General features: G+C 43.6%; 23 protein-coding genes. 15 read left to right on the top strand and 8 right to left on the bottom strand.

Annotated elements, in window-relative coordinates:
• Positions 1 to 273 precede the first annotated feature (273 nt).
• Positions 274 to 951 (top strand): uracil-DNA glycosylase, encoded by a 678-nt coding sequence (locus AT864_RS16055; RefSeq protein ID WP_066150707.1) that lies wholly within the window; start codon positions 274 to 276, stop codon positions 949 to 951.
• 125 nt (positions 952 to 1,076) lie between these two features.
• On the opposite strand, the gene AT864_RS16050 is transcribed toward AT864_RS16055, so the two are convergent.
• Entirely contained in the window at positions 1,077 to 2,693 is a 1,617-nt protein-coding gene (locus tag AT864_RS16050; protein WP_066150704.1) for an alpha-glucosidase, read from the bottom strand.
• A 96-nt stretch (positions 2,694 to 2,789) separates the two neighbouring features.
• On the opposite strand from AT864_RS16050, the gene AT864_RS16045 reads away from it, so the two are divergent.
• The gene (locus AT864_RS16045; RefSeq protein WP_197431031.1) at positions 2,790 to 3,041 is read left to right on the top strand and encodes a YwdI family protein; all 252 of its coding nucleotides are present in this window, start codon (positions 2,790 to 2,792) and stop codon (positions 3,039 to 3,041) included.
• Positions 3,042 to 3,157: 116 nt separating this feature from the next.
• A complete protein-coding gene (locus AT864_RS16040; protein ID WP_066150701.1) occupies positions 3,158 to 3,526 on the top strand; it encodes a DUF423 domain-containing protein in 369 nt (122 codons plus the stop codon).
• Between the two features lie 135 nt (positions 3,527 to 3,661).
• Here AT864_RS16040 and gerQ read toward each other — a convergent pair whose 3' ends face one another.
• The 3 genes from gerQ to hemQ form a co-directional block, all read right to left on the bottom strand.
• The gene (gerQ, locus tag AT864_RS16035; protein ID WP_066150698.1) at positions 3,662 to 4,165 is read right to left on the bottom strand and encodes a spore coat protein GerQ; all 504 of its coding nucleotides are present in this window, start codon (positions 4,163 to 4,165) and stop codon (positions 3,662 to 3,664) included.
• A 26-nt stretch (positions 4,166 to 4,191) separates the two neighbouring features.
• Positions 4,192 to 4,614, bottom strand: a complete 423-nt coding sequence (locus tag AT864_RS16030; RefSeq protein ID WP_044741496.1) for a cell wall hydrolase — start codon at positions 4,612 to 4,614, stop codon at positions 4,192 to 4,194.
• 237 nt (positions 4,615 to 4,851) lie between these two features.
• Positions 4,852 to 5,598, bottom strand: a complete 747-nt coding sequence (gene hemQ, locus AT864_RS16025; RefSeq protein WP_066150696.1) for a hydrogen peroxide-dependent heme synthase — start codon at positions 5,596 to 5,598, stop codon at positions 4,852 to 4,854.
• A gap of 209 nt (positions 5,599 to 5,807) precedes the next feature.
• Here hemQ and pta point away from each other — a divergent pair, with 209 nt between their 5' ends.
• Together pta and AT864_RS16015 are read left to right on the top strand one after the other, a co-directional pair.
• Positions 5,808 to 6,782, top strand: coding sequence for a phosphate acetyltransferase (pta, locus tag AT864_RS16020; protein ID WP_066150693.1), 975 nt, complete (start codon positions 5,808 to 5,810; stop codon positions 6,780 to 6,782).
• An 82-nt stretch (positions 6,783 to 6,864) separates the two neighbouring features.
• The gene (locus AT864_RS16015; RefSeq protein WP_066150690.1) at positions 6,865 to 7,698 is read left to right on the top strand and encodes a biotin/lipoate A/B protein ligase family protein; all 834 of its coding nucleotides are present in this window, start codon (positions 6,865 to 6,867) and stop codon (positions 7,696 to 7,698) included.
• Between the two features lie 350 nt (positions 7,699 to 8,048).
• Here AT864_RS16015 and AT864_RS16010 read toward each other — a convergent pair whose 3' ends face one another.
• Positions 8,049 to 8,696: an RsfA family transcriptional regulator gene (locus tag AT864_RS16010; protein WP_044741500.1), complete on the bottom strand. Its 648-nt coding sequence runs from the start codon at positions 8,694 to 8,696 to the stop codon at positions 8,049 to 8,051.
• A gap of 583 nt (positions 8,697 to 9,279) precedes the next feature.
• Between AT864_RS16010 and AT864_RS16005 the strand changes: the two genes are divergently transcribed.
• The 4 genes from AT864_RS16005 (at position 9,280) to AT864_RS18030 (ending at position 11,635) form a co-directional block, all read left to right on the top strand.
• Positions 9,280 to 9,507, top strand: coding sequence for a DUF1450 domain-containing protein (locus AT864_RS16005; protein ID WP_044741501.1), 228 nt, complete (start codon positions 9,280 to 9,282; stop codon positions 9,505 to 9,507).
• A 137-nt stretch (positions 9,508 to 9,644) separates the two neighbouring features.
• The gene (locus tag AT864_RS16000) at positions 9,645 to 10,946 is read left to right on the top strand and encodes an HD domain-containing protein (protein ID WP_066150687.1); all 1,302 of its coding nucleotides are present in this window, start codon (positions 9,645 to 9,647) and stop codon (positions 10,944 to 10,946) included.
• Positions 10,947 to 10,959: 13 nt separating this feature from the next.
• The gene (locus AT864_RS15995) at positions 10,960 to 11,472 is read left to right on the top strand and encodes a YwgA family protein (RefSeq protein WP_044741503.1); all 513 of its coding nucleotides are present in this window, start codon (positions 10,960 to 10,962) and stop codon (positions 11,470 to 11,472) included.
• Between the two features lie 10 nt (positions 11,473 to 11,482).
• Complete coding sequence (locus AT864_RS18030; protein WP_156450557.1) at positions 11,483 to 11,635, top strand: hypothetical protein; 153 nt, start codon at positions 11,483 to 11,485, stop codon at positions 11,633 to 11,635.
• A gap of 49 nt (positions 11,636 to 11,684) precedes the next feature.
• On the opposite strand, the gene AT864_RS15990 is transcribed toward AT864_RS18030, so the two are convergent.
• Both AT864_RS15990 and AT864_RS15985 read right to left on the bottom strand, forming a co-directional pair.
• Positions 11,685 to 12,986, bottom strand: coding sequence for an NCS2 family permease (locus AT864_RS15990; RefSeq protein ID WP_066150685.1), 1,302 nt, complete (start codon positions 12,984 to 12,986; stop codon positions 11,685 to 11,687).
• Between the two features lie 121 nt (positions 12,987 to 13,107).
• Positions 13,108 to 13,359: a 2-hydroxymuconate tautomerase gene (locus tag AT864_RS15985; protein ID WP_255357518.1), complete on the bottom strand. Its 252-nt coding sequence runs from the start codon at positions 13,357 to 13,359 to the stop codon at positions 13,108 to 13,110.
• Positions 13,360 to 13,469: 110 nt separating this feature from the next.
• Between AT864_RS15985 and AT864_RS15980 the strand changes: the two genes are divergently transcribed.
• Both AT864_RS15980 and AT864_RS15975 read left to right on the top strand, forming a co-directional pair.
• A complete protein-coding gene (locus tag AT864_RS15980; RefSeq protein ID WP_082741721.1) occupies positions 13,470 to 14,090 on the top strand; it encodes a site-2 protease family protein in 621 nt (206 codons plus the stop codon).
• A 12-nt stretch (positions 14,091 to 14,102) separates the two neighbouring features.
• A complete protein-coding gene (locus AT864_RS15975) occupies positions 14,103 to 14,612 on the top strand; it encodes a YwhD family protein (RefSeq protein WP_066150682.1) in 510 nt (169 codons plus the stop codon).
• 154 nt (positions 14,613 to 14,766) lie between these two features.
• Here the strand turns inward: AT864_RS15975 and AT864_RS15970 are convergent, their stop codons facing one another.
• Positions 14,767 to 16,830: a transglycosylase domain-containing protein gene (locus AT864_RS15970; RefSeq protein ID WP_044741508.1), complete on the bottom strand. Its 2,064-nt coding sequence runs from the start codon at positions 16,828 to 16,830 to the stop codon at positions 14,767 to 14,769.
• A gap of 181 nt (positions 16,831 to 17,011) precedes the next feature.
• Here AT864_RS15970 and speE point away from each other — a divergent pair, with 181 nt between their 5' ends.
• The 4 genes from speE (at position 17,012) to argS (ending at position 21,090) form a co-directional block, all read left to right on the top strand.
• On the top strand, positions 17,012 to 17,839 hold the full coding sequence (gene speE / locus AT864_RS15965) for a polyamine aminopropyltransferase (protein ID WP_044741509.1): 828 nt from the start codon (positions 17,012 to 17,014) through the stop codon (positions 17,837 to 17,839).
• A gap of 13 nt (positions 17,840 to 17,852) precedes the next feature.
• On the top strand, positions 17,853 to 18,734 hold the full coding sequence (gene speB / locus AT864_RS15960; RefSeq protein WP_044741510.1) for an agmatinase: 882 nt from the start codon (positions 17,853 to 17,855) through the stop codon (positions 18,732 to 18,734).
• 251 nt (positions 18,735 to 18,985) lie between these two features.
• Positions 18,986 to 19,420: a DUF1934 domain-containing protein gene (locus AT864_RS15955; protein ID WP_066150680.1), complete on the top strand. Its 435-nt coding sequence runs from the start codon at positions 18,986 to 18,988 to the stop codon at positions 19,418 to 19,420.
• Positions 19,420 to 21,090, top strand: a complete 1,671-nt coding sequence (gene argS / locus AT864_RS15950) for an arginine--tRNA ligase (protein ID WP_066150678.1) — start codon at positions 19,420 to 19,422, stop codon at positions 21,088 to 21,090. The genes AT864_RS15955 and argS overlap by 1 nt, the downstream gene beginning before the upstream one ends.
• Positions 21,091 to 21,198: the final 108 nt, after the last annotated feature.

Genomic DNA, 21,198 nt, shown 5'->3' with positions numbered 1-21,198 from the left:
AGCAATCTGTCAAACTCGGACATGCTGATGCCCGAGCTCGACAGTCACTAGGCAAACGTACTTTTTCGCCTCACGAACTGCTTGCTTGTCGATGCGAAGTGTTCCATCCTTCCATTGACGCAAGCATTTTTCATAGGACGGAGACCCCTGTCTACTTGACAGGGGTCGATTCATTGTGAGGTTACTTTAATACCGCACAACGATAGAACAGTTTATACAAGAGGTCTGATTGTGATACATTAATGGTAAAAGAATGAAGAAAGGGTTGTGACGATGGCCATTTTAAAGAATGATTGGGCTCCTTTGTTAGAAGAAGAATTTCAAAAGCCGTATTATATCAAACTGCGGGAATTTTTGAAAGCGGAATATCAGACGAGAACGATTTATCCGGATATGTACGATATTTTCAATGCCCTTCATTATACGCCTTATAAGCAAGTCAAAGTCGTCATTTTGGGACAAGACCCGTATCATGGCCCCAATCAGGCGCATGGACTCAGTTTTTCAGTGAAGCCGGGCGTTCCGCTGCCGCCTTCTTTATTAAACATCTTTAAGGAATTGCAGGATGATCTTGGCTGCTATATTCCAAACAACGGTTATTTAGTCAAATGGGCTCAGCAAGGGGTTCTTTTATTGAATACGGTATTAACCGTTCGCCGTGGAGAAGCGAATTCTCATAAAGGTAAGGGATGGGAGATCTTTACAGACCGTGTCATTGAGCTCGTGAACAGCAAACAAGAACCGGTGGTTTTTATTTTGTGGGGACGTCATGCCCAAGCGAAAAAAGAGCTGATTACGAACCCTGCCCATTATATGATTGAAGCGCCGCACCCGAGTCCATTTTCTGCCGCACGCGGCTTTTTTGGCAGCCGTCCGTTTTCCAAAACCAATGCCTTTTTGAAAAAAACAGGGAGAGAACCAATTGATTGGCAAATTGAAAATATGGGATAGAGCTGTCCGTTATTTGCCAGACTCAGGATCATCCGTTTTCAAGCCAGTCTGATAGGGGAAAATCCCAAGCTGTAGACAAAATCCAAATGGACTTTGTCTACAACTTGGGATGACGTGCTTTCGCTTTATTCTAATTCGTAAATCCGCGCCTCATGAGGACGCATGTGCAAGGTATTCCCCGTCTCTTGCACGTCCTGATAATTGGTGAGCAAGAGCTGGCGGTTTGTAGCGGTTAAAGCTTTCGGCAGCTCGTAATGGTTGGCGTGGTCACAATGGTTAAGCACGACGAGAAGACGCTGTCCTTCCCATTCGCGCGTGTAAGCATAAATATACGGCTCGTTTTCGGTGTAGTCGCAGAAGGTGCCGTATACCATTTCAAGGCGCTCTTTTCGCAGTTGAATGAGCTTTCGATAATAATGATAGACTGAATTTGGATCGGCAAGGTCTTGTTTGACGTTAATAGTTTTATAGTTAGGATTGATTTTGATCCATGGCGTCCCTGTCGTAAAGCCTGCCTGTTCGCTGTCCTCCCATTGCATAGGTGTCCGCGAATTGTCGCGGCTTAACGGCTGCAAGCTTTCAAGCACCTCCTGCGGGTCGCGTCCTTTCGCGACTTCTTCCGCATATTTATTTTTCATCGCAATGTCGTTATAGTCTTCAATCGATGGGAAGCGGACGCCCGTCATGCCGATTTCTTCTCCTTGATATATGTATGGAATTCCCGGCAGTGTATGGAGCATGGTGGCAAGCAATTTTGCCGATTCCATGCGATACTCCTGATCATTTCCATAGCGCGTCACCTGTCGCGTATGATCATGGTTGTTTAAAAATTGCGAGTTCCAGCCTTTTCCCCATAATGCTTCGTACCAGCGTTTTTGAATTTGTTTAAAGCGGAGCGGATCCCAGCTTGGCATTTCATCGCATACTTCAAAATGGAACAGCGTATGCAATTCTTGCCGATCTTCTGCTACATATTTTAACCCCTCTTCCGGAGTGACAAAGGCGACTTCGCCAACGGTAAAAATGTCGTAATGACGAAACACTTTTTCGTTCATTTCCTTTAGGTAATCGTGCAGCCCCAGATGATTGGTCAAATAACGAATATCATTTGGGTTGGCGGCATCAGGAAATCCATCCGGTTTAGCGAGAAGAGCAATGGCATCTAAGCGAAATCCATCAATGCCTTTATCAAGCCAAAATCGCATCATTTCATAGATGGCTTCACGCACTTCAGGGTTTTTCCAATTTAAATCTGGCTGTTCAATCGCAAAGGAATGAAAATAGTACTGTCCTGTTGTTTCATCAAATTCCCAAGCGGATGGAGTGAAATAAGACCGCCAGTTATTTGGCTTGTCGCGCCAAATGTACCAGTCGCGCTTTGGATTGTCTTTGGATGAACGGGATTCTAAAAACCAAGGGTGTTGGTCGGATGTATGGTTAACGACAAGATCCATAATGAGCTTCATGTCGCGCTTATGTACTTCATGGAGCAAGGTTTCCCATGTCTTCATGTTTCCGGCTTTATCCATGATTTGATAATAGTCGGAAATATCGTAGCCGTTATCTTTATCTGGTGATTGGTAGCATGGGTTAAGCCAAATCACATTAACGCCGAGATGCTGAATATAGTCCAGCTTTTCCATTAAACCTTGCAGATCGCCGTAACCATCGCCGTCGGAATCGTAAAAGCTTCGCCAGTAAACTTGATATACGACCGCTTCTTTCCACCATGTTTTTTTCACAGATTTCACTCCTCTCAAACTATCTTAGCTTGAAATGTTTTTATATATAGAATACCATTGAATCAACATGAGAAGAAAGATGGGAGTGAAAACGTTTTGGATGTTTCAGTAACAACGATTTTAACGAAAATGTCGGAACAGCTTCAAAAAGCTCGGTCGATACAAAATGAACAGCAGCTTCGCGAACATATTGCCGCCCTTCGAGTTCTTTGTGATCTGATTTTAGAAGGAGAGCTTCAAGCGGCGCATGTTGCGGCTTCTTCATTTGAACCGCTAGTATTAGAAACAAAAACAGAGCGGATGGACATCGGGGATGATGCGAATGGGCCATCTTTGCTCGATTTTTAACATCATTCATCCAGGAATCCCCGCCTCTTAACGGAATGTAGGGGGAGGGTTTTTCTTTTGATGGTGAATGCGATATGATAAGAGTGGAACTTATATCAACGAGGGGAAGAAAAAGGATGAAGCTATTTGTCTTGCTGGGAGCTATCAATGGATTTTTAGCTGTCGCTTTGGGAGCATTTGGTGCACATGGACTAGAAGGAAAAATTCCTGAACGTTATTTAGAAATCTGGAAAACGGCTGTGCATTATCAGATGTTCCATGCTGCTGGTCTTTTTGTTGTCGCGCTTTTATTGGCCAAATGGCCCAACGCAGGATCGCTTCAAGCAGCGGGCTGGCTTATGTTCACAGGTATTGTCTTGTTTTCGGGAAGTTTGTATGTGTTAAGTTTAACACAAATCAAACCGCTTGGGGCGATTACGCCATTTGGGGGAGTGGCCTTTTTAATTGCGTGGGCGCTGATCGCTTACGCGGCCGTAAAATATTGAAAAAAACAGGTTGTAGACAAAGTCCTTTTGGATTTTGTCTACAACCATTTTAGGGGCTCTCCACTTATGATGGTTTTAATGAAGGCGTTTGTCAACAATCTGAAAAGGGCTGCGTTTGGCAGCCCTTTTGCCTTATCATCGAGGAGAGTAGGAGCTTAATCCAGCGGCACTGCCTGCGTATGGATATTCATAGGCAATCTCTTCATCAAAAGTCACATAATTAAGGTAAATCATCGGAAGCAAATAGCGCTTTCCATTTTGCGGATCACTTAAAATTAAATGATCTCGTCCAGCTGCTTCGATCGTGCCCCGAAAAACTTTGGCGTTCCATTCCCGATTGTTTTCAAAGGTCATATAAACGGTAGCCATTTTCCCTTTGTTTAAACGTAAAATATTTTCAATATAAGACTCTTCGAGCGGCAGCATCCCGGCTACCGGCTGGCTGGCAGTTGTGGGAGTTTGGGCTGCGAACGAAGGGGTCTGCATTCCAAATCCAGCCATTGGCGCGGCAGCCGGTTGATATGGTACAGCTTGTTGAGAGTATGGATAAGTGGTTGGATAATAGCCTTGCGGATAAGCATATCCATAAGGATATGATGCATAACCTTGGCTTTGTTGCCGATCTTCTTCATACGTCATCTCAAGACCCTCCTATGAAAAGTAGATTAATATACTCGCGGACAATTGCTTCGCGTTGGTGCAAAGAAGCAATGTGATTTATAACGGCCGACGTTTTGCTGATTAAACCATTGCGGTGGGCAGTCGCCTTCCGGTTTGAAAAACCAAAGTGAATTCGTAGCTGGATGATAACGCCAGCCGCGAATCACTTGGCGGGCTAGCTGAATATCGAGATCTCTCGCTGCTTGGTAAAAGTATCCTTTTTGTGTGGCTTCAAAGCCGCCAGGTCTTTGAAAGACCATTTGCCGGATTGTGCGCAACCCTCGAAAATCAAGACAATCGGCGATTACCCGATTGACACCGACGTTGCCAACCATCAACATTCCGAGCCGTCCTTCTCCTTCTGCTTCTGCCCGCATCAGTCTTGCCAGCAGTTTAACATCCTCTGTATTGGTAGCTACAACAGCCAATATTGTCACCTCATTCTGTCTTTGTTCTCGACAATAATAGGCTATTGTAAAAGGAGAAAATGGTGACAATGAAAGGAGACATTTTTATTTTTATAGTTATGGGCAAGGAGGAGATGATATGACAAAAAAATTCGGGATGTCTGTTTATTTTGACATCCCGAATGCATCAAGCCGGAACTTGGCATGCCACGCCCTGTGGCGCGACAAAGGCAAGTCCATGATGGGCCTTAGTTTGTACTATACATGAAAAAAGGAGGAGATTTTATCTTGCGGAAGTTGATTTCCAACAAAGAAGGAGCCGAAATCTCCATAGCGAGCGCTGACCTCATCAAAGCGCATTTCATAGACTAGCTTTTTAAATTGCAATGCATCATCTGAGAACAAGGTAACGCCCCACTCGTAATCATCAAATCCGACAGAGCCTGTAATGATTTGCACGACCTTGCCGGCATACTTGCGCCCTGTCATTCCGTGTGCTCGCATCAGGTTGCGGCGCTCTTCCATCGGAAGCATATACCAGTTGTCGTTTCCTTGGCGGCGCTTGTCCATTGGATAGAAGCAAATATGTTTGGTCTTTGGCAAAATTGGGAACAAACGGCGGCGAACCTCTGGATTTTCGTAAGGATCCCCTCCATTAGAAGGCAAATAATTGCTTAGTTCAACGACGGATACATACGAATAAGCCGGTACAAGATATTCTGCTAGCTTTGTTTTGTTGAATGCTGTTTCAATTTCATTTAGCTCTTCCATTGTCGGACGCAAAATCATGAACATGATATCGGCTTTTTGGCCGACTACTGTATAAATGGCATGGCTGCCTTCGTTATTGTTTTCTGTTTGCTGCCATTTTTCTGCTAATGATAAAAATTCATAGATGGCTTCCTGCCGCTCATCATCTGTGAGCGTTTTCCAAGCGGACCAATCCACTGAACGGAAATCATGGAGACAATACCAGCCCTCAAGCGTTTGTGCTGCTTCACTCATCATTTTCCACTCCTTATGTATAAATGATCTTTTGTTACTACTATACCATAGTTTGTCCCGGAAACGCTCGAAAAACAAATGGTCTTGTCCATGCCTGAATTATTTTAATAAAAAGACTATTGTTTGTAAGGGGTTACCTTGGTTGCTTTTCCATACAATAAGAGTATGCTAGTAGATAAGGAAGTTTATTGAATTGAGGAGGATTATGTGTGAGTGATTTATTTTCTATTTTAAAACAAAAAGTAACAGGAAAAAATATATCGATTGTATTTCCAGAAGGAACAGATGAGCGGATTTTGACCGCTGTCAGCCGCTTAGCACGTGAACAGGTGCTGCGTCCCATATTAATCGGTAACAAGGCGGCCATTCAAAATCAAGCAGCTGAAATCGGAGTTGAGCTTGCACATATAGAGATAATAGACCCGGAAACATATGAAAAAATGGATGAGCTTGTTCAAGCATTTGTTGAGCGCCGAAAAGGCAAAGTGTCTGAAGAAGATGCTCGCCGTATTTTGTTAGATGAAAATTACTTTGGAACGATGCTTGTATATACTAATCAGGCGCACGGCTTAGTTAGTGGTGCGGCGCACTCGACGGCTGATACAGTGAGACCAGCCTTGCAAATTATTAAAACAAAACCAGGCATTCGTAAAACATCAGGCGTGTTTATTATGGTGCGCGATGAGGCAAAGTATGTATTTGCGGATTGTGCGATTAATATTGCTCCAGACAGCCAGGATCTAGCGGAAATTGCGGTTGAGAGCGCTCATACGGCGCGCATGTTTGATATTGAACCGCGTATTGCGATGCTAAGCTTTTCAACAAAAGGATCGGCTCAATCACCAGAAACAGAAAAAGTGGTGGAGGCTGTTCGTCTTGCTAAGGAAATGGCGCCGCAGCTGACTATTGATGGCGAGTTTCAATTTGATGCGGCGTTTGTGCCGTCTGTCGCGAAAAAGAAAGCGCCTGATTCCGTGATTCAAGGCGATGCTAATGTCTTTATTTTCCCAAGCTTAGAAGCAGGAAATATCGGTTATAAAATTGCTCAGCGCCTGGGCCATTTTGAAGCAGTTGGTCCCATTTTACAGGGCTTGAATAAGCCTGTGAATGATTTATCGCGCGGCTGCAACGCGGAAGATGTGTATAAGCTTGCTCTGATTACCGCTGCTCAAGCGCTTCAATAAGAGCAGAGAGGTTTGACGGCGTCGTCAAACCTCTTTTTTATGATATAATGAATGTAAACTATGGCAGCAAGGAGATTGATTCATGGCAAATGAGCTGTTACAGCAGCCGAGATGGCGAATTATTGACCAATCACATTTAGGTCCAATCTTTGATGCAAAGCAATCATTTGCGATTGATGATACGCTCTGTACAATGGTGGGACAAGGGGTATCAGAAGCGGTTGTCCGTACATGGGTGCATCATGATACGATTGTATTGGGCATTCAAGATACGAAACTCCCGTATTTGCGTGAAGGGATTTCTTTTTTGCAGAAGCAAGGCTACCGCGTAATGGTTCGCAATTCAGGAGGGCTTGCCGTTGTGCTAGACGAAGGTGTGCTGAATATTTCGCTGATTTTCTCAGAAACGAAAAAAGCGATTGATATTAATCAAGGCTATGAAGCGATGTGGGCGCTGATTCAGCAAATGTTTACTTCCTATGGAGCGATCATCGAAGCGAAAGAAATCGAAGGCTCTTATTGCCCAGGCAGCTACGATTTAAGCATTAACGGCAAAAAATTTGCCGGTATTTCGCAGCGGCGCGTGCGCGGGGGAGTGGCTGTGCAAATATATATATGCGTTCATGGAAGCGGTTCAGCTCGCGCGGAGCTCATTCGCCAATTTTATGAGCGCAGTTTGCAGGGAGCGCCAACAAAATTTATGTATCCGCGCATTGTTCCGGAAACGATGGCATCATTGTCTGAACTGCTGCATGTGCCGCTGACGATTTCAGATGTGATGCTTCGTTTGCTGCAAACGTTGCGCTCGTTTGGAGCAGAGCTATATTCTTCTGTCTTAACGCAAGAGGAATGGCCGCTATATGAACATCATTTGCAGCGGATGATCGAACGGAATGAAAAAACGCTGTCGCAATAAAAGAGCGGTGCTCTGAGAACGGATTGGACAGCGTCACGATCATCAAAATAGTAGAAACATCAGAGGCATAAAGCCATGGTCATATAGAGATAACGAAAAGATTCCACTTATATCCGATTCAAATATGTATTGTTCTATTTTTTTGGCCGTACCACCATCGAAATTGGCTTATTTGCAAATGAAAAATATGAATGAATCGAGCGGTATCTATATAATTTAACCATTTTTCACTATTTTTTGTCCATTGAAGCCTTTTCACTTTTCATTGATGGCGATTTTCAATCTGAGTATAGTAAATAAAAGGTGACCCTCGAAGGAATGCTTTCTCCTTATTGGGGTCACCTTTGTCATTATTCGGCGATTTTTTCTAAATTGCCGTTTTTGTCCATTTTGAATTTTAGCATTTGCCGCTCCTCTTCTTCTTGCAAAGTAATTTTTCGAGCGCGGTTCATAATGCGTAGCATCGTTTCGTATTCTTCACGAATGGTAGAAGATTCTTCTTCTAGTTTCGCAATTTTCGTTTCTAATTCGTCATTTTTAGCTGCCAGCTCTTCTTTTTCTTGCCGCAGCCGTTCATTTTCACTTTTAAGCGCCTCGGCATTGACGCTAGTCGATTGGAATGATTGCAAAAAGGCAATGACATGATCAAGTGTCATCGTTGTTTGCTCAGGAGAATGGGTGATTTCTGTTATTTCTCCCAATTCTTCAAGAGCAGGAACGGGTGGTGTATACAACAATTTTTTGCGAACAGCTTGATTTTTGCCAAGTAGCCGCTGTCGCTCTTTTCTTTGTTTTTTCGCCAGCTGCAACGCTGTTTCGTAGCGGCTGCGAACGACTGCGTTCCAGCGGAATCCGCAAGCGGCAGATGTGCGGTTAAGTTTGTCTCCTACTTCCTCAAAAGCATTGAGCTGCGTGCTTCCTTCGCGCACATGGCGCAATACGGTTTCCGCAAGCAGCAAATCATCTTCTTCTGTCCATGCATCTTGTCGTTGTTTCATAATTTCTCAACTTCCTTTCTTAATTATGATCGCTTTATGAAAAAAGACAGCTTTGCTTTTAGTAGGAAAGCAAGCTATATGAAGCATCCATGATCCGTATCTGGACGGGCTGCCAGCTGCGGGCAGCTAGATGGATTGGCGTCATGTCAGGCTGGGCTGTTGGTTAGTAGTAGCATAGACAAAAATAAGAAAGTCTATACAATTTTTTGAGTTTTTGTGAATAAAAAATTGCAAGTTTTACAAGAAAGATACAAGCTCAATGCCGCCTGAAGGTGATCTCTATATCGACAGAAGCCCATCGCTCTCCTTATAGAATAGAGGTGATAAGGAAGGTAGGACATATCACCGATTCAAAAGCAGCATTCTATTTTTTTGGAGGAAAGCTGGTTACTCTTTTATGGCGGTTTTTCGAGCCAAGTCGATATCGCCGGTGGAAATAGCTGAACAACAGGATTGTTGTTGTTCATTTTTGGTCGATGGAGTTGATTGGAAAATCAATTTACAGTTATATAGCTTGCATTGTGGACGAAGAAGAGGTAGAATACTCGTTAGCGCAAAAACGTTGGAAAGGATGACGTTCAAAATGGCCAACGAGTTTCGGGTGTGCGATGATTGTCAAGCCACTAATTTAAAAACGTTGCTGCCTCGGCTGAAAAAATTGGATCCAAATGCAACGATTCAAATCGGCTGCCAGTCGTATTGTGGGCCTGGCCGCAAAAAATCGTTCGCTTTTGTCAATAATCGTCCGATCTCTGCCGCAAATGAAGATGAATTAATCGAAAAAATTATGCAAAAGCTCAAAAAAGCTTAAAAAATCGCCTTCATTTTTATGAAAGGTGATTTTTTGTTTCTATTTTTAGGAAATATTAATCATAAAAAATCAAGTATTTTTTTGCATGAGAAAACACCTTATAATAGATTCATGCTATGAATGGAAGAGGGGATTATATGTCATATCCCGGCGGTCAATTAAGTGAAGAGAAAGTCTTCAAAGACCCTGTTCATCGTTACATACATGTTCGCGATAAGATTATATGGGATTTAATAGGAACAAAAGAATTTCAACGATTGCGCCGCATTAAGCAGCTAGGCACCACTTACTTAACGTTTCATGGTGCGGAGCACAGCCGTTTTAACCACTCGCTTGGCGTCTATGAAATTATCCGCCGCATTATTGATGATGTGTTTGTCGGCAGGGAGCATTGGGATCATAGTGAACGGCTGCTTTGTTTATGTGCGGCGTTATTGCATGATTTAGGTCACGGTCCGTTTTCACACTCATTTGAAAAAGTATTCCACCTCGATCACGAAGATTTCACACAGGCGATTATTTTAGGAGACACGGAAGTTCATGCGGTTTTAAAAAGAATGGGGGATGACTTTCCACAGAAAGTGGCAGAGGTCATTGCCAAAACGTATCAAAATAAGCTTGTCGTCAGCTTAATTTCGAGCCAAATTGACGCTGATCGCATGGACTATTTGCTTCGCGATGCCTATTATACAGGCGTCAGCTATGGAAACTTCGATATGGAACGCATTTTGCGCGTCATGCGCCCGCGTGAAGATCAGGTCGTCATTAAGCGAAGCGGTATGCATGCAGTTGAAGACTACATTATGAGCCGCTATCAAATGTATTGGCAGGTCTATTTTCATCCCGTAACACGCAGTGCTGAAGTGATACTGACGAAAATTTTGCATCGGGCGAAAACTTTGCATGAAGAGGGCTATATGTTCCGAACGCATCCGCATCACTTCTATTCTCTTTTTACGGGGCAGGTGATGCTGCATGATTACCTTAAACTGGATGAAGCGGTGATTCTGTACTACTTTCAACAATGGCAGGATGAGAAAGATGAGATTTTGCGGGATTTATGCCGCCGCTTTGTTCATCGCCGTTTATTTAAATATGTGGAATTTAGTCCGACCAATGAGCAAATGAAGAAGCTGATGGAGCTGACCGCTTTATTTAAAAAGGCGGGGATTGATCCAGACTATTATTTGGTGGTTGATTCCTCGTCTGATCTTCCATACGACTTTTACCGTCCCGGGGAAGAAGGGGAACGGTTGCCGATCTATTTGTTAATGCCAAACGGGGAATTTCGTGAGCTGTCAAGGGAATCGGTGCTTGTGGATGCGATTTCTGGCAAGCGCAGAACCGATCATAAATTGTATTTTCCGGACGATTTTCTGCAGGATTTTTCGACAAAACGTACGACAAAGAAAAAGATTCTTGAAATACTTGAGGGTTAGGAGATGACAAGGGGTGTTAACAGAACACGCAAAGATTGTAAAGGCATTTGCGGCGGCTGGGGAAATTGTAGGGCGAAAAAAGCTCCAAAAGATGATTTATATTGCCAAGAAATTAAATTTCCCTTTTTATGAGAAGTTTGACTTTCATTTTTATGGGCCATATTCAGAGGAATTGACATGGCGCATTGAAGAACTTTGCAATCTCGGTTTTTTAAACGAAGTAAAAGAGAAAAAAGGAGGCTATTTCCAATATCGCTATACGCTGACGGAAGCGGGAGCGGATTTTTTAAAGCATTATGATATTCATATGCCGCATTTAACAGAATGCCTCCAAGATATGAATGAACAAAATTCACGATTTCTTGAGCTTGTGTCTACCATCCTTTATTTTGACAATTTCAGCAAGGATGCAGTAAAAGAAAAAGTGTTTTTGGTAAAGAGCAAGCAGCGTTATACAGAAGAAGAGATTGAGCAGGCTTATCGATATATTGAGCAATTGCGTCATAAAACAGAAGCTCCTGTTTGAGGGTTTACAGATGGTGGACAAAGTCAACATGGACTTTGCCTACACCTTTTTACATCAGATTGGCTTGAAAACGCTTGGCAGACAAGGAACGCAGCCGAGTGAGGACGCGAATGGAACAAGAGATGGTCATGAGCGGACGACCGGGGTCCGTGACGCAGGATAAAAGCGTTTGTTAATGGTTTGAGAAGCCCTCTGAGCTGAGGGGCTTCTTTTTAATGGGGCAAAAATGCGAGCTGGTAGAAAAACAGCACGGCGAAAATATAGACGAGCGGATGGACCTCCCGCCACTTCCCGCGTGTTACCTTTAGCAGCGGATACGAGATAAAGCCTAGCGCGATCCCTGTGGCAATACTCGATGTGAGCGGCATACTCAGGATAATGAGAAACGCCGGGAACGCCTCATCTAATTCATCCCACTGAATGCGAGCAATGCTTCCCATCATTAAACTGCCCACGATAATAAGGGAAGGAGCCGTAATGGCTGAAATTCCAGAGACAGCGCTGACTAGGGGTGCAAAAAAGGCGGATAGGACAAATAAAATGGCAACCGTCAAAGCTGTCAATCCCGTGCGTCCGCCTGCTGCTACTCCGGCAGATGATTCAATATAAGCGGATGTTGGGCTGGTACCAAAGATGGCGCCGACAGTTGTCGCGACAGAATCAGCCAACAGGGCTTGACGAGCGCGCGGCATGGTTTTTCCTTTCATTAAACCAGCTTGCTGCGCTACGCCGATCATTGTGCCAGTTGTATCAAAAATCGTCACAAGCAAAAAGGAAAAAACAACCGCATATAAACCATATTGCACAACATCGCCAATGGCAGTGAAAGGGTTGGCGATGATGAGTCCTTTAGGAAGCGAAGGCATCGCAGCAATCCCCTGATCAAATTTGAGCTGTCCCGTAAAATAAGCGACAGCACCCGTGATGATCATGCCAATGAAAAGCGCCCCGTTGACGCGAAGCGACATTAAAATAAGGGTAACAGCTAAACCAATAAGCGTCAGCCAAGCAGAAGGGGCGTGTAAATCACCCAGCGCCACTAAATTTTGTGGGTGCGCCTTAATGATTCCTGTTAAGCGCAAGCCAATAAAAGCAATAAATAGGCCGATTCCAGCCGTAATGCCATGCTTTAAGCTTTCAGGAATCGCTTCAATGAGCTTGTGGCGTAACGGCGTTAGCGATAAGATAACAAACAAGATTCCTGCTACAAAGACAGAGGAAAACGCGACTTCGTAGGAGATGTTCCCATGCGATCCGACAACGGAATATGTAAAATAGGCGTTCAGGCCCATGCCTGGCGCGATCGCGATAGGATAATTAGCGAAAAGCGACATCCATAGCGTTCCGACCACAGTGGCAATGATCGTTGCCATAAATACTTGTTGAAATGGTACGCCGGCATCTGATAAAATGATCGGATTGACAACAACGATATAGACCATCGTTAAAAATGTCGTGAGCCCAGCGATGATTTCTGTTTTTATATTTGTGCGATATTCCGATAGCTTAAACATAGGCACCTCCAAAAATACGAACATTTTATCAAACATATATTATATTATTCGTTTTTTATGGGATGTGCAATAAAAAAATAAGGAAGCCGGTCATAGGGCCTCCTCCAATCGCTATGTACGTTTATTCGTCGCTAAGACGCTTGCCGCCGATAGCGTAATGGTTTTTTGACATTTCTTCAATAAACACAACGATTTTTTCTTTTGGCGCTCCTGTCGTTTCGGCGACCGCTTCTGTCACCTTTTCGACAAGCGCTTTTTTCTGTGCTTCGGTGCGGCCTTCAAGCATTTTTACCGTTACATAAGGCATGATTGCCCGCCTCCTTTTTAAGAAAATCACTTTTATTATAGCATCAGCTAGGGAGTGCATGTGCACTTTTTGTGAGGAATCATGTATACTTAATTTTAGTAAATATTATAGAAAAAAGGAGAAAAGTCAACGTGGACATTTTGCCATACTCGCTCGGTGAAATCCCTTATGTGCTGATGGCGCTGGCCATTGCTTTTTCAGTTCATGAATTTGCCCATGCTTATGTCGCCTATAAATTTGGCGACCCGACGGCAAAAAATCAAGGAAGGATGACGCTGTCGCCGTTAGCTCATTTAGATTTGCTGGGGACGCTACTTATTTTTCTTGCCGGTTTCGGTTGGGCGCGCCCTGTGCCTGTTAATCGGCATCATTTTAAAAATCCGCGTTTAGCCGGCATCCTTGTCTCCATTGCGGGACCGATCAGCAACTTATTGCTGACGGCAATAGGATTTCTTGTTTGGTACAGCATGATTCGCTTTGGAGTCATGACGATGATTCCTGACTGGTTTGCCGCGGGATTCGATTTATTTTTCCAAATCTTCATCAGTTTAAATGCGTTGTTATTCGTGTTTAATTTGTTGCCGTTTCCTCCATTGGATGGATACCGGATTATTGAGGATCTTGCGCCTCGCCATGTGCGGGCGAAAATGACGCAATGGGAAAACTACGGCGCGCTTATCTTTCTGATCCTCGTGTTGACGCCGCTTGATCGATATACGATCCATCCGATTTTTAATATAGCGGTTCCTTTTGTGTTGCAGCAGATGCAATCATGGTTTTCATCCATTATTTTTTAAAGGGGTGTTTACATGGAGCAAAAAAAGAAAAACATCGGTTTTAATATTATTAAAAGTGATCCGACAGCTGGGCATGGCGGATTTGGAGCAGGAGCGCTAAGCCTAGACAACGTATCGCCTGTCATTATCGATGTGGAAGCTGGCGAAGCGTTTGTTGATATTGGGGCGATGCATGCTCGAAGCGTAGTGGAAAAAGGAATTAAATTTACGCCTAACCGCGATGAAGTACCGAATGGAAAACCTTATTGGCTTGTGTGGGTGACGATTGATCGAGCAGCCGAGGGGCCTTATTATGCAGGGGTCACTGCTTGTGAAATGACAGTGGATCGCCAAGCGCGTCGCGGATACAAGGTGCTTCCGGATCATGTCAATAAGCTTGATAAATCGCTGAAGCGGCGCATTCTTGTCGACCATATGGACGAACGATCGAAGCGAGTGCTGGCTCACTTTTTAAAGCAGCATGATCGCGGGATGTGGGATCGCTCTAGCGATGAATTGAAGAATGGATTGGAATTTAAGTAATATTTATCCATATATATGGCTTTTTTGTGAACGTATGTAGGCGAGTACTTGAGCTTTTTTTGGAAAAAGAGTAAACTAAATCTACATGCATAACACAATAAAACTAGGACAGGAAAACCCTCAAGCAAATGTCGCTTGAGGGTTTTCTTTTTGCTTAAAACCATTTGAATAGCTTATCAAACCAGTTCGGTTCATTTTCTTCTTTATGATGAGGTGCCTTTTTCTTTTTCTTATCAAGGTGTTCCGTGCAATATTCAGTCGGTTCTGTTCCAGCCACATAATACGTGAGCCGTTTTATAGGGCATGCTTTTGTGGCTAATTTTCCGTTATCGGGATTGATATATACTCCGACGACTCCTTTTGTTGGTTTAAATGATTGAACCGGTTCATTTTTTAAGCTGTTTTCCATAAATTTGACCCAAATCTTTTTAGCGTATTGTTTTTCTGCCAGCTTCGTAATTTTTTCTCCGCGATCGTATCCTGTCCATACACCAGCTACCAGCTGCGGCGCATAGCCGATCATCCAGCTGTCCGTTTCGGTTGTTCCGGATTTTCCTGCGTATGGACGAGTAATATCATGAAGAACGGCTTGCCCAGTGACGGTCGTGTAATCGTTAAGCTTTGGATCGAACATGCCTGTCATCAGCTGAGTCGTTACATAAGCCGCATCGCGGTTAAGAATTTGCTTTGATTCTGCGTTGTATTCGTAGATCGTTTCTCCTTTATGGTTGACAACTTTCGTTATAAATACAGGCTCGACCTTCTTTCCATTATTATCTAATATACTGTAGGCATTGACCATTTCAATCACTCTTACTGGCGATGTTCCCAGCGCCAGTGACGGCACTTGCTTTAATGAACTGGTAATACCCAGCTTTTTGGCGGTTTGCACAAGCTTGTCTTCGCCAATAAATAGATGGGTTTTTACGGCAAAGACATTATCAGAAAGAGCGATGGCTTGCGCTAGTGTGATGGTATCATTAGCGTAATAATTATTATAATTATGCGGCGTATAAGTGGCCTTGCCATCGTCAAATGTAAAGGTGGTTAATTCGCTGCGCATTTCTGTTGATGGCGTAAAGCCTTGGCGGATCGCTGCATAATAAAGGAACGGCTTAAATGTTGAACCTGGCTGCCGTTCGGCTTGAACCGCTCGGTTATAAGGACTTTTATTGTAATCTCTTCCGCCGACAAGTGCTTTGACCTCGCCAGTATGAGGATCCATCGCTACAAATGCCACTTGAATCGCTGATGCTGGATCGATCGTGTCGCGAATTTGCTGTTCAGCAATGGTCTGCATCTTCGGATCTAAAGAAGTATAGACGCGCAAACCACCCATTTCAATGGTTTGTTCATCAATTCCTAATTTGTTACGCAATACATCCTTTACTACATCTTGAAAATAAGGAGCGATTTGCTTTTTTGTGACTTCGTGATTTCGCGAATAGACAAGCGGCGCTTTATATGCTGCTGCCGCCTCTTTTTTCGTAATATATCCGCTTTCAACCATGGATTGCAGCACAATTTTCTGTCTCGACTTGGCTCGTTGCTCGTTATTGAACGGCGAGTAGTAGGAGGGGCCTTTCGGAATGCCGGCTAACATGCTGGCCTCGCTTAGTGTGAGTTGTTTAGCTGATTTTCCAAAATAATAATTAGCGGCCGCTTCAATTCCATAAACGCCGTGTCCGTAATAGATTGTATTTAAATATCCTTCTAAAATTTCCTGTTTACTATAGTTTACTTCTAAGCGAATGGTATATAATGCCTCTTGCAATTTTCTCATCCATGTTTTATCTAAGGTTAAAAATAAGTTCCGGGCATATTGCTGTGTGATCGTGCTGGCTCCTTGCACTTTACTCATGGCTTTTATATCAGCAATGACGGCAGCGGCGATCCGCTTGGTATCAAAGCCGTGATGCTCAAAAAAACTTCGATCCTCCACGGCGACGGTGGCTTGAATAACAGACGGAGAGATATCGCGCAGGTTCACCCAGTAACGCGTTTGTCCGTTATCGCTTTCCCCGATTTTTGTGCCGTCATCAGCATAAAAAATCGTCGTTTGCGGTACAGCCAAGGGAGGCGCTCCTTCAATTTTCGCCAGCGCAATGACCCCTGCTAGGCAGAGGGTGAATAAGATTGCTAGGATAAGGGTTATAAATATAAATGCACGAATGTATTTGACTGTTCCGCGGAACCGGCTGCTTGGGATGATTTCCAATGTTCATCACCTCATCGATGTTATTGATATTAGTATGAAAAAATTTTTCCCATTTTAAACATTTTTCTAGCAATTTTCACTTGAAATTTTGCTAGATTGCTCTATACTTTTTCATGTTTGGTTTTTTTGTGTGAGGAAATAATCATTGTATATGAATGCTAATCAAGAAAGGGTGTTCAGTATGGAACTATGGTTTACGGAAAAACAGACAGAAAATTTTGGAATTACTGCGAAAATTAAACGCACTTTACATACAGAACAAACGCAATTCCAAAAGCTTGATATGGTGGAAACAGAAGAGTTTGGAAACATGCTGATTCTTGATGGAATGGTCATGACGACGCAAAAGGATGAGTTTGTGTACCATGAAATGGTCGCACACGTTCCTCTGTTCACACATCCAAATCCGGAGAATGTGCTTGTGGTTGGCGGCGGCGATGGTGGAGTCATTCGCGAAGTTCTTAAGCATCCAAGTGTCAAAAAGGCAACACTTGTTGAAATCGATGGCAAAGTCATTGAGTATTCGAAGCAATATCTTCCTGAAATCGCTGGGAAATTAGAGGATTCGCGCGTCGAAGTGAAGGTAGACGATGGGTTTATGCATATTGCGCAAAGTGAAAACGAATACGATGTCATTATGGTAGACTCAACAGAACCGGTTGGTCCTGCAGTCAATTTATTTACAAAAGGCTTTTATGCAGGCATTGCGAAAGCGTTAAAGGAAGATGGCATTTTTGTAGCGCAAACAGACAACCCTTGGTTTAAAGCAGATTTAATTCGCAATGTTCAACGCGATGTACGCGAAATTTTTCCGATTACGCGCCTCTACATTGCCAATATTCCTACGTACCCTAGCGGCATGTGGACATTCACACTAGGTTCGAAAAAATATGATCCGCTTGCAGTAAGTGATGAACGTTTCCATGAAATCGAAACGAAATATTACACGAAAGAGCTTCATAAAGCATGCTTCGTGTTGCCAAAATTTGTGGCGGATTTAACGAAGTAAAGGAGAGGTGCTTATGCGATTCGATGAAGCGTATTCTGGCAATGTCTTTATTAAAAGCCATCCGAACTTTGAAGAAAGTGAAGCCGTGATTTATGGCATGCCGATGGATTGGACGGTCAGTTACCGTCCCGGCTCCCGTTTTGGCCCGGCACGCATTCGCGAGGTATCAATCGGGCTTGAAGAATACAGCCCATACCTAGATCGTGAGCTGGAAGAGGTCAAATTTTTCGATGCTGGGGACATTCCGCTTCCGTTCGGCAATGCCCAACGGAGCTTGGATATGATTGAAGAGTTTGTAGACCGCATTTTGGCAGCCGATAAATTCCCGCTTGGCATGGGCGGTGAACATTTAGTTTCTTGGCCGGTGATGAAAGCTGTATATAAAAAATATCCTGATTTGGCAATTATTCATATGGATGCCCATACAGACCTGCGCGAGCAGTATGAAGGCGAACCGCTTTCTCATTCAACGCCAATCCGTAAAATTGCTGAGCTCATTGGACCGCAAAATGTATACTCGTTCGGTATTCGCTCAGGGATGAAAGAGGAATTTCAATGGGCGAAAGAAAACGGCATGTATATTGCTAAATTCGAGGTGTTAGAGCCGCTTAAGCAAGTGCTTCCGACGCTTGCGGGACGTCCTGTATATGTGACGATTGATATTGATGTGCTAGATCCAGCGCACGCACCAGGAACAGGCACCGTAGATTGCGGAGGCATCACGTCAAAAGAGCTGCTGGCTGCCATTCACGAAATCGCACGGTCAGATGTGCATGTAGTCGGTGCTGATTTAGTGGAAGTAGCACCGGTTTATGATCATTCTGAACAAACAGCTAACACAGCAAGCAAACTAATCCGCGAAATGATTCTCGGATGGGTGCAAAAACGAAAATAAACAAACCCCGTCTTTGTCAAAAGACGGGGTTTTACTTCATACTCACGCCTGCGTCCATTAGAATATATCAATAGTGGACAGTTCAACTGGTCCATTTTTGATAAAATTTTGCTTGAAGTGGCCTTGGAGGCTTGAAAGCATCCGGTTTCAAGCGAGCCGCTTTGTTTTCTTGTCTTCGCACTCTTGAATATCATCACACCATTTCTTATACTTATTAAAGTTATAACATGTTTATAAGGGTGTGTCCAACGATGGAAAAGGCCAACGGAACACCGATCCGTCTGAAGCATGTAACGGATATTCGGGACGGAAGCCGAAAAGAGACAATTGTATTGGAAGCGCATGGTCTATATTACATAAAAGAAAATGCTTCGTATTTAACATTTGAAGAAAGCCAAGACATCGGCAACGTGAAAACCGTTGTAAAAATAACGAAAGATGAGGTCGTCGTGATTCGTTCTGGAGCGGTTCAAATGCGCCATGTGTTTCGAAAAAAGCAAGAAACATCAGGAAACTACCGAACGCCGTTTGGAGTATGGACCATGAAAACGAAAACGGATCATATCGAATATTGGTATGAAGAAAAAACGAAAAAAGGGAAGCTATTTCTATCTTATACATTAGAGATGCAGCATGAGCGAGTGGGTCGCCACGCCGTAACGATCACATTTAGGGAGGAATTATGATGAATATTGTGGAACAGGTGAAGGAGCAGTTAAAGAAAGAAATCAAGCAAGCGGTAATCAAAGCGGGCCTTGCGACAGAACAGGAAGTGCCCAATATTATTTTAGAGGTGCCAAGAGAAAAGGCTCACGGCGATTACTCGACCAACATGGCGATGCAGCTTGCCAGAGTGGCTAAAAAAGCACCGCGTATGATTGCAGAAGAACTGGTCCGCCATTTTGACAAAACGAAGGCATCGATTGAAAAAATTGAAATTGCCGGTCCTGGGTTCATCAACTTCTACATGGATAATAGCTATTTAACCAACTTAATTCCGCTCATTATTGAAGCAGGCGCATCCTACGGGCAAACGAATGTCGGACAAGGACAGCGCGTGCAGGTCGAGTTTGTATCAGCCAATCCGACTGGGAGCTTGCATTTAGGACACGCGCGTGGAGCCGCTGTTGGTGATTCCTTGTGCAATGTTTTAGAAAAAGCGGGATTTGAAGTGACACGCGAATACTATATTAATGATGCAGGCAATCAAATTTTCAATTTGGCGAAGTCGGTGGAAGCTCGTTATTTCCAAGCGCTTGGCCTTGATAAAGACATGCCGGAGGACGGCTACTATGGCGAAGATATCGTTGAGCTAGGAAAACAGCTGGCTAAAGAGCATGGAGACAAGCTTGTAGCTTTGGACGAAGAGGAACGTTTAAAGCTGTTTCGCGAATACGGCCTAAACTACGAAATGAATAAAATAAAAAAAGATTTGGAGGATTTCCGCGTCCACTTTGATGTATGGTATTCGGAAACATCGTTATATCACAACGGTAAAATCGAAAAAGCGCTGCAAGCGTTGCGAGAGAAAGGGCATATTTATGAGCAGGATGGCGCTACATGGTTCCGTTCGACAGCCTTCGGCGATGATAAAGATCGTGTGCTCATCAAACAAGATGGTTCTTATACGTATTTGCTTCCAGATATCGCCTATCATCAGGATAAACTGCAACGCGGTTTTACGAAGCTGATTAACATTTGGGGAGCCGATCATCATGGCTATATTCCGCGCATGAAAGCGGCCATTGAAGCGCTCGGCTATGATCCGGCGGTATTGGAAGTCGAAATTATTCAGCTAGTAAGCTTATATCAAAATGGCGAGAAAGTAAAAATGAGCAAGCGTACTGGCAAGGCGGTGACGATGCGCGATTTAATGGAAGAAGTTGGCTTGGATGCGACTCGTTATTTCTTTGCGATGCGTTCAAGCGATACCCATTTAGATTTTGATATGGACTTAGCGGTTTCGCAATCGAATGAAAACCCGGTATATTATGCACAATATGCTCATGCGCGTGTCTGCAGCATTCTTCGTCAAGGAGCCGAGCAGAATTTGACATATGAAGGGACACAGAAGCTCGAGTATATTCAATCTGAAAAAGAAATCGAACTCTTGAAAAAGCTGGGCGAGTTTCCGTCTGCTGTTTCTGAAGCGGCTTTGAAGCGCACGCTGCATCGAATTACCAACTATGTTTTTGATCTGGCTTCTGCTTTGCACAGCTTTTACAATGCGGAAAAAGTAATTGATCCGGAAAATAAGGAAAAAAGCCAAGCGCGCTTAGCTCTTGTTAAAGCTGTACAAATCACGCTGCAAAACGCTTTAGCTTTAATTGGCGTGTCGGCGCCAGAAAAAATGTAATCGCCTATTTTATTTTTTGAATATCATATTAAGTGAAACAGGAAATGGATATATTTGTATTGAAGGCAACACAAATATATCCATTTTTTTTGACTCCTCATTTTGCAG

The sequence above is a fragment of the Anoxybacillus sp. P3H1B genome, from assembly GCF_001560855.1.
Taxonomy (GTDB): domain Bacteria; phylum Bacillota; class Bacilli; order Bacillales; family Anoxybacillaceae; genus Anoxybacteroides; species Anoxybacteroides rupiense.
The sequence above is the reverse complement of the archived record's forward strand: the minus strand, read 5'-3'. Positions and strand labels throughout refer to the sequence as shown.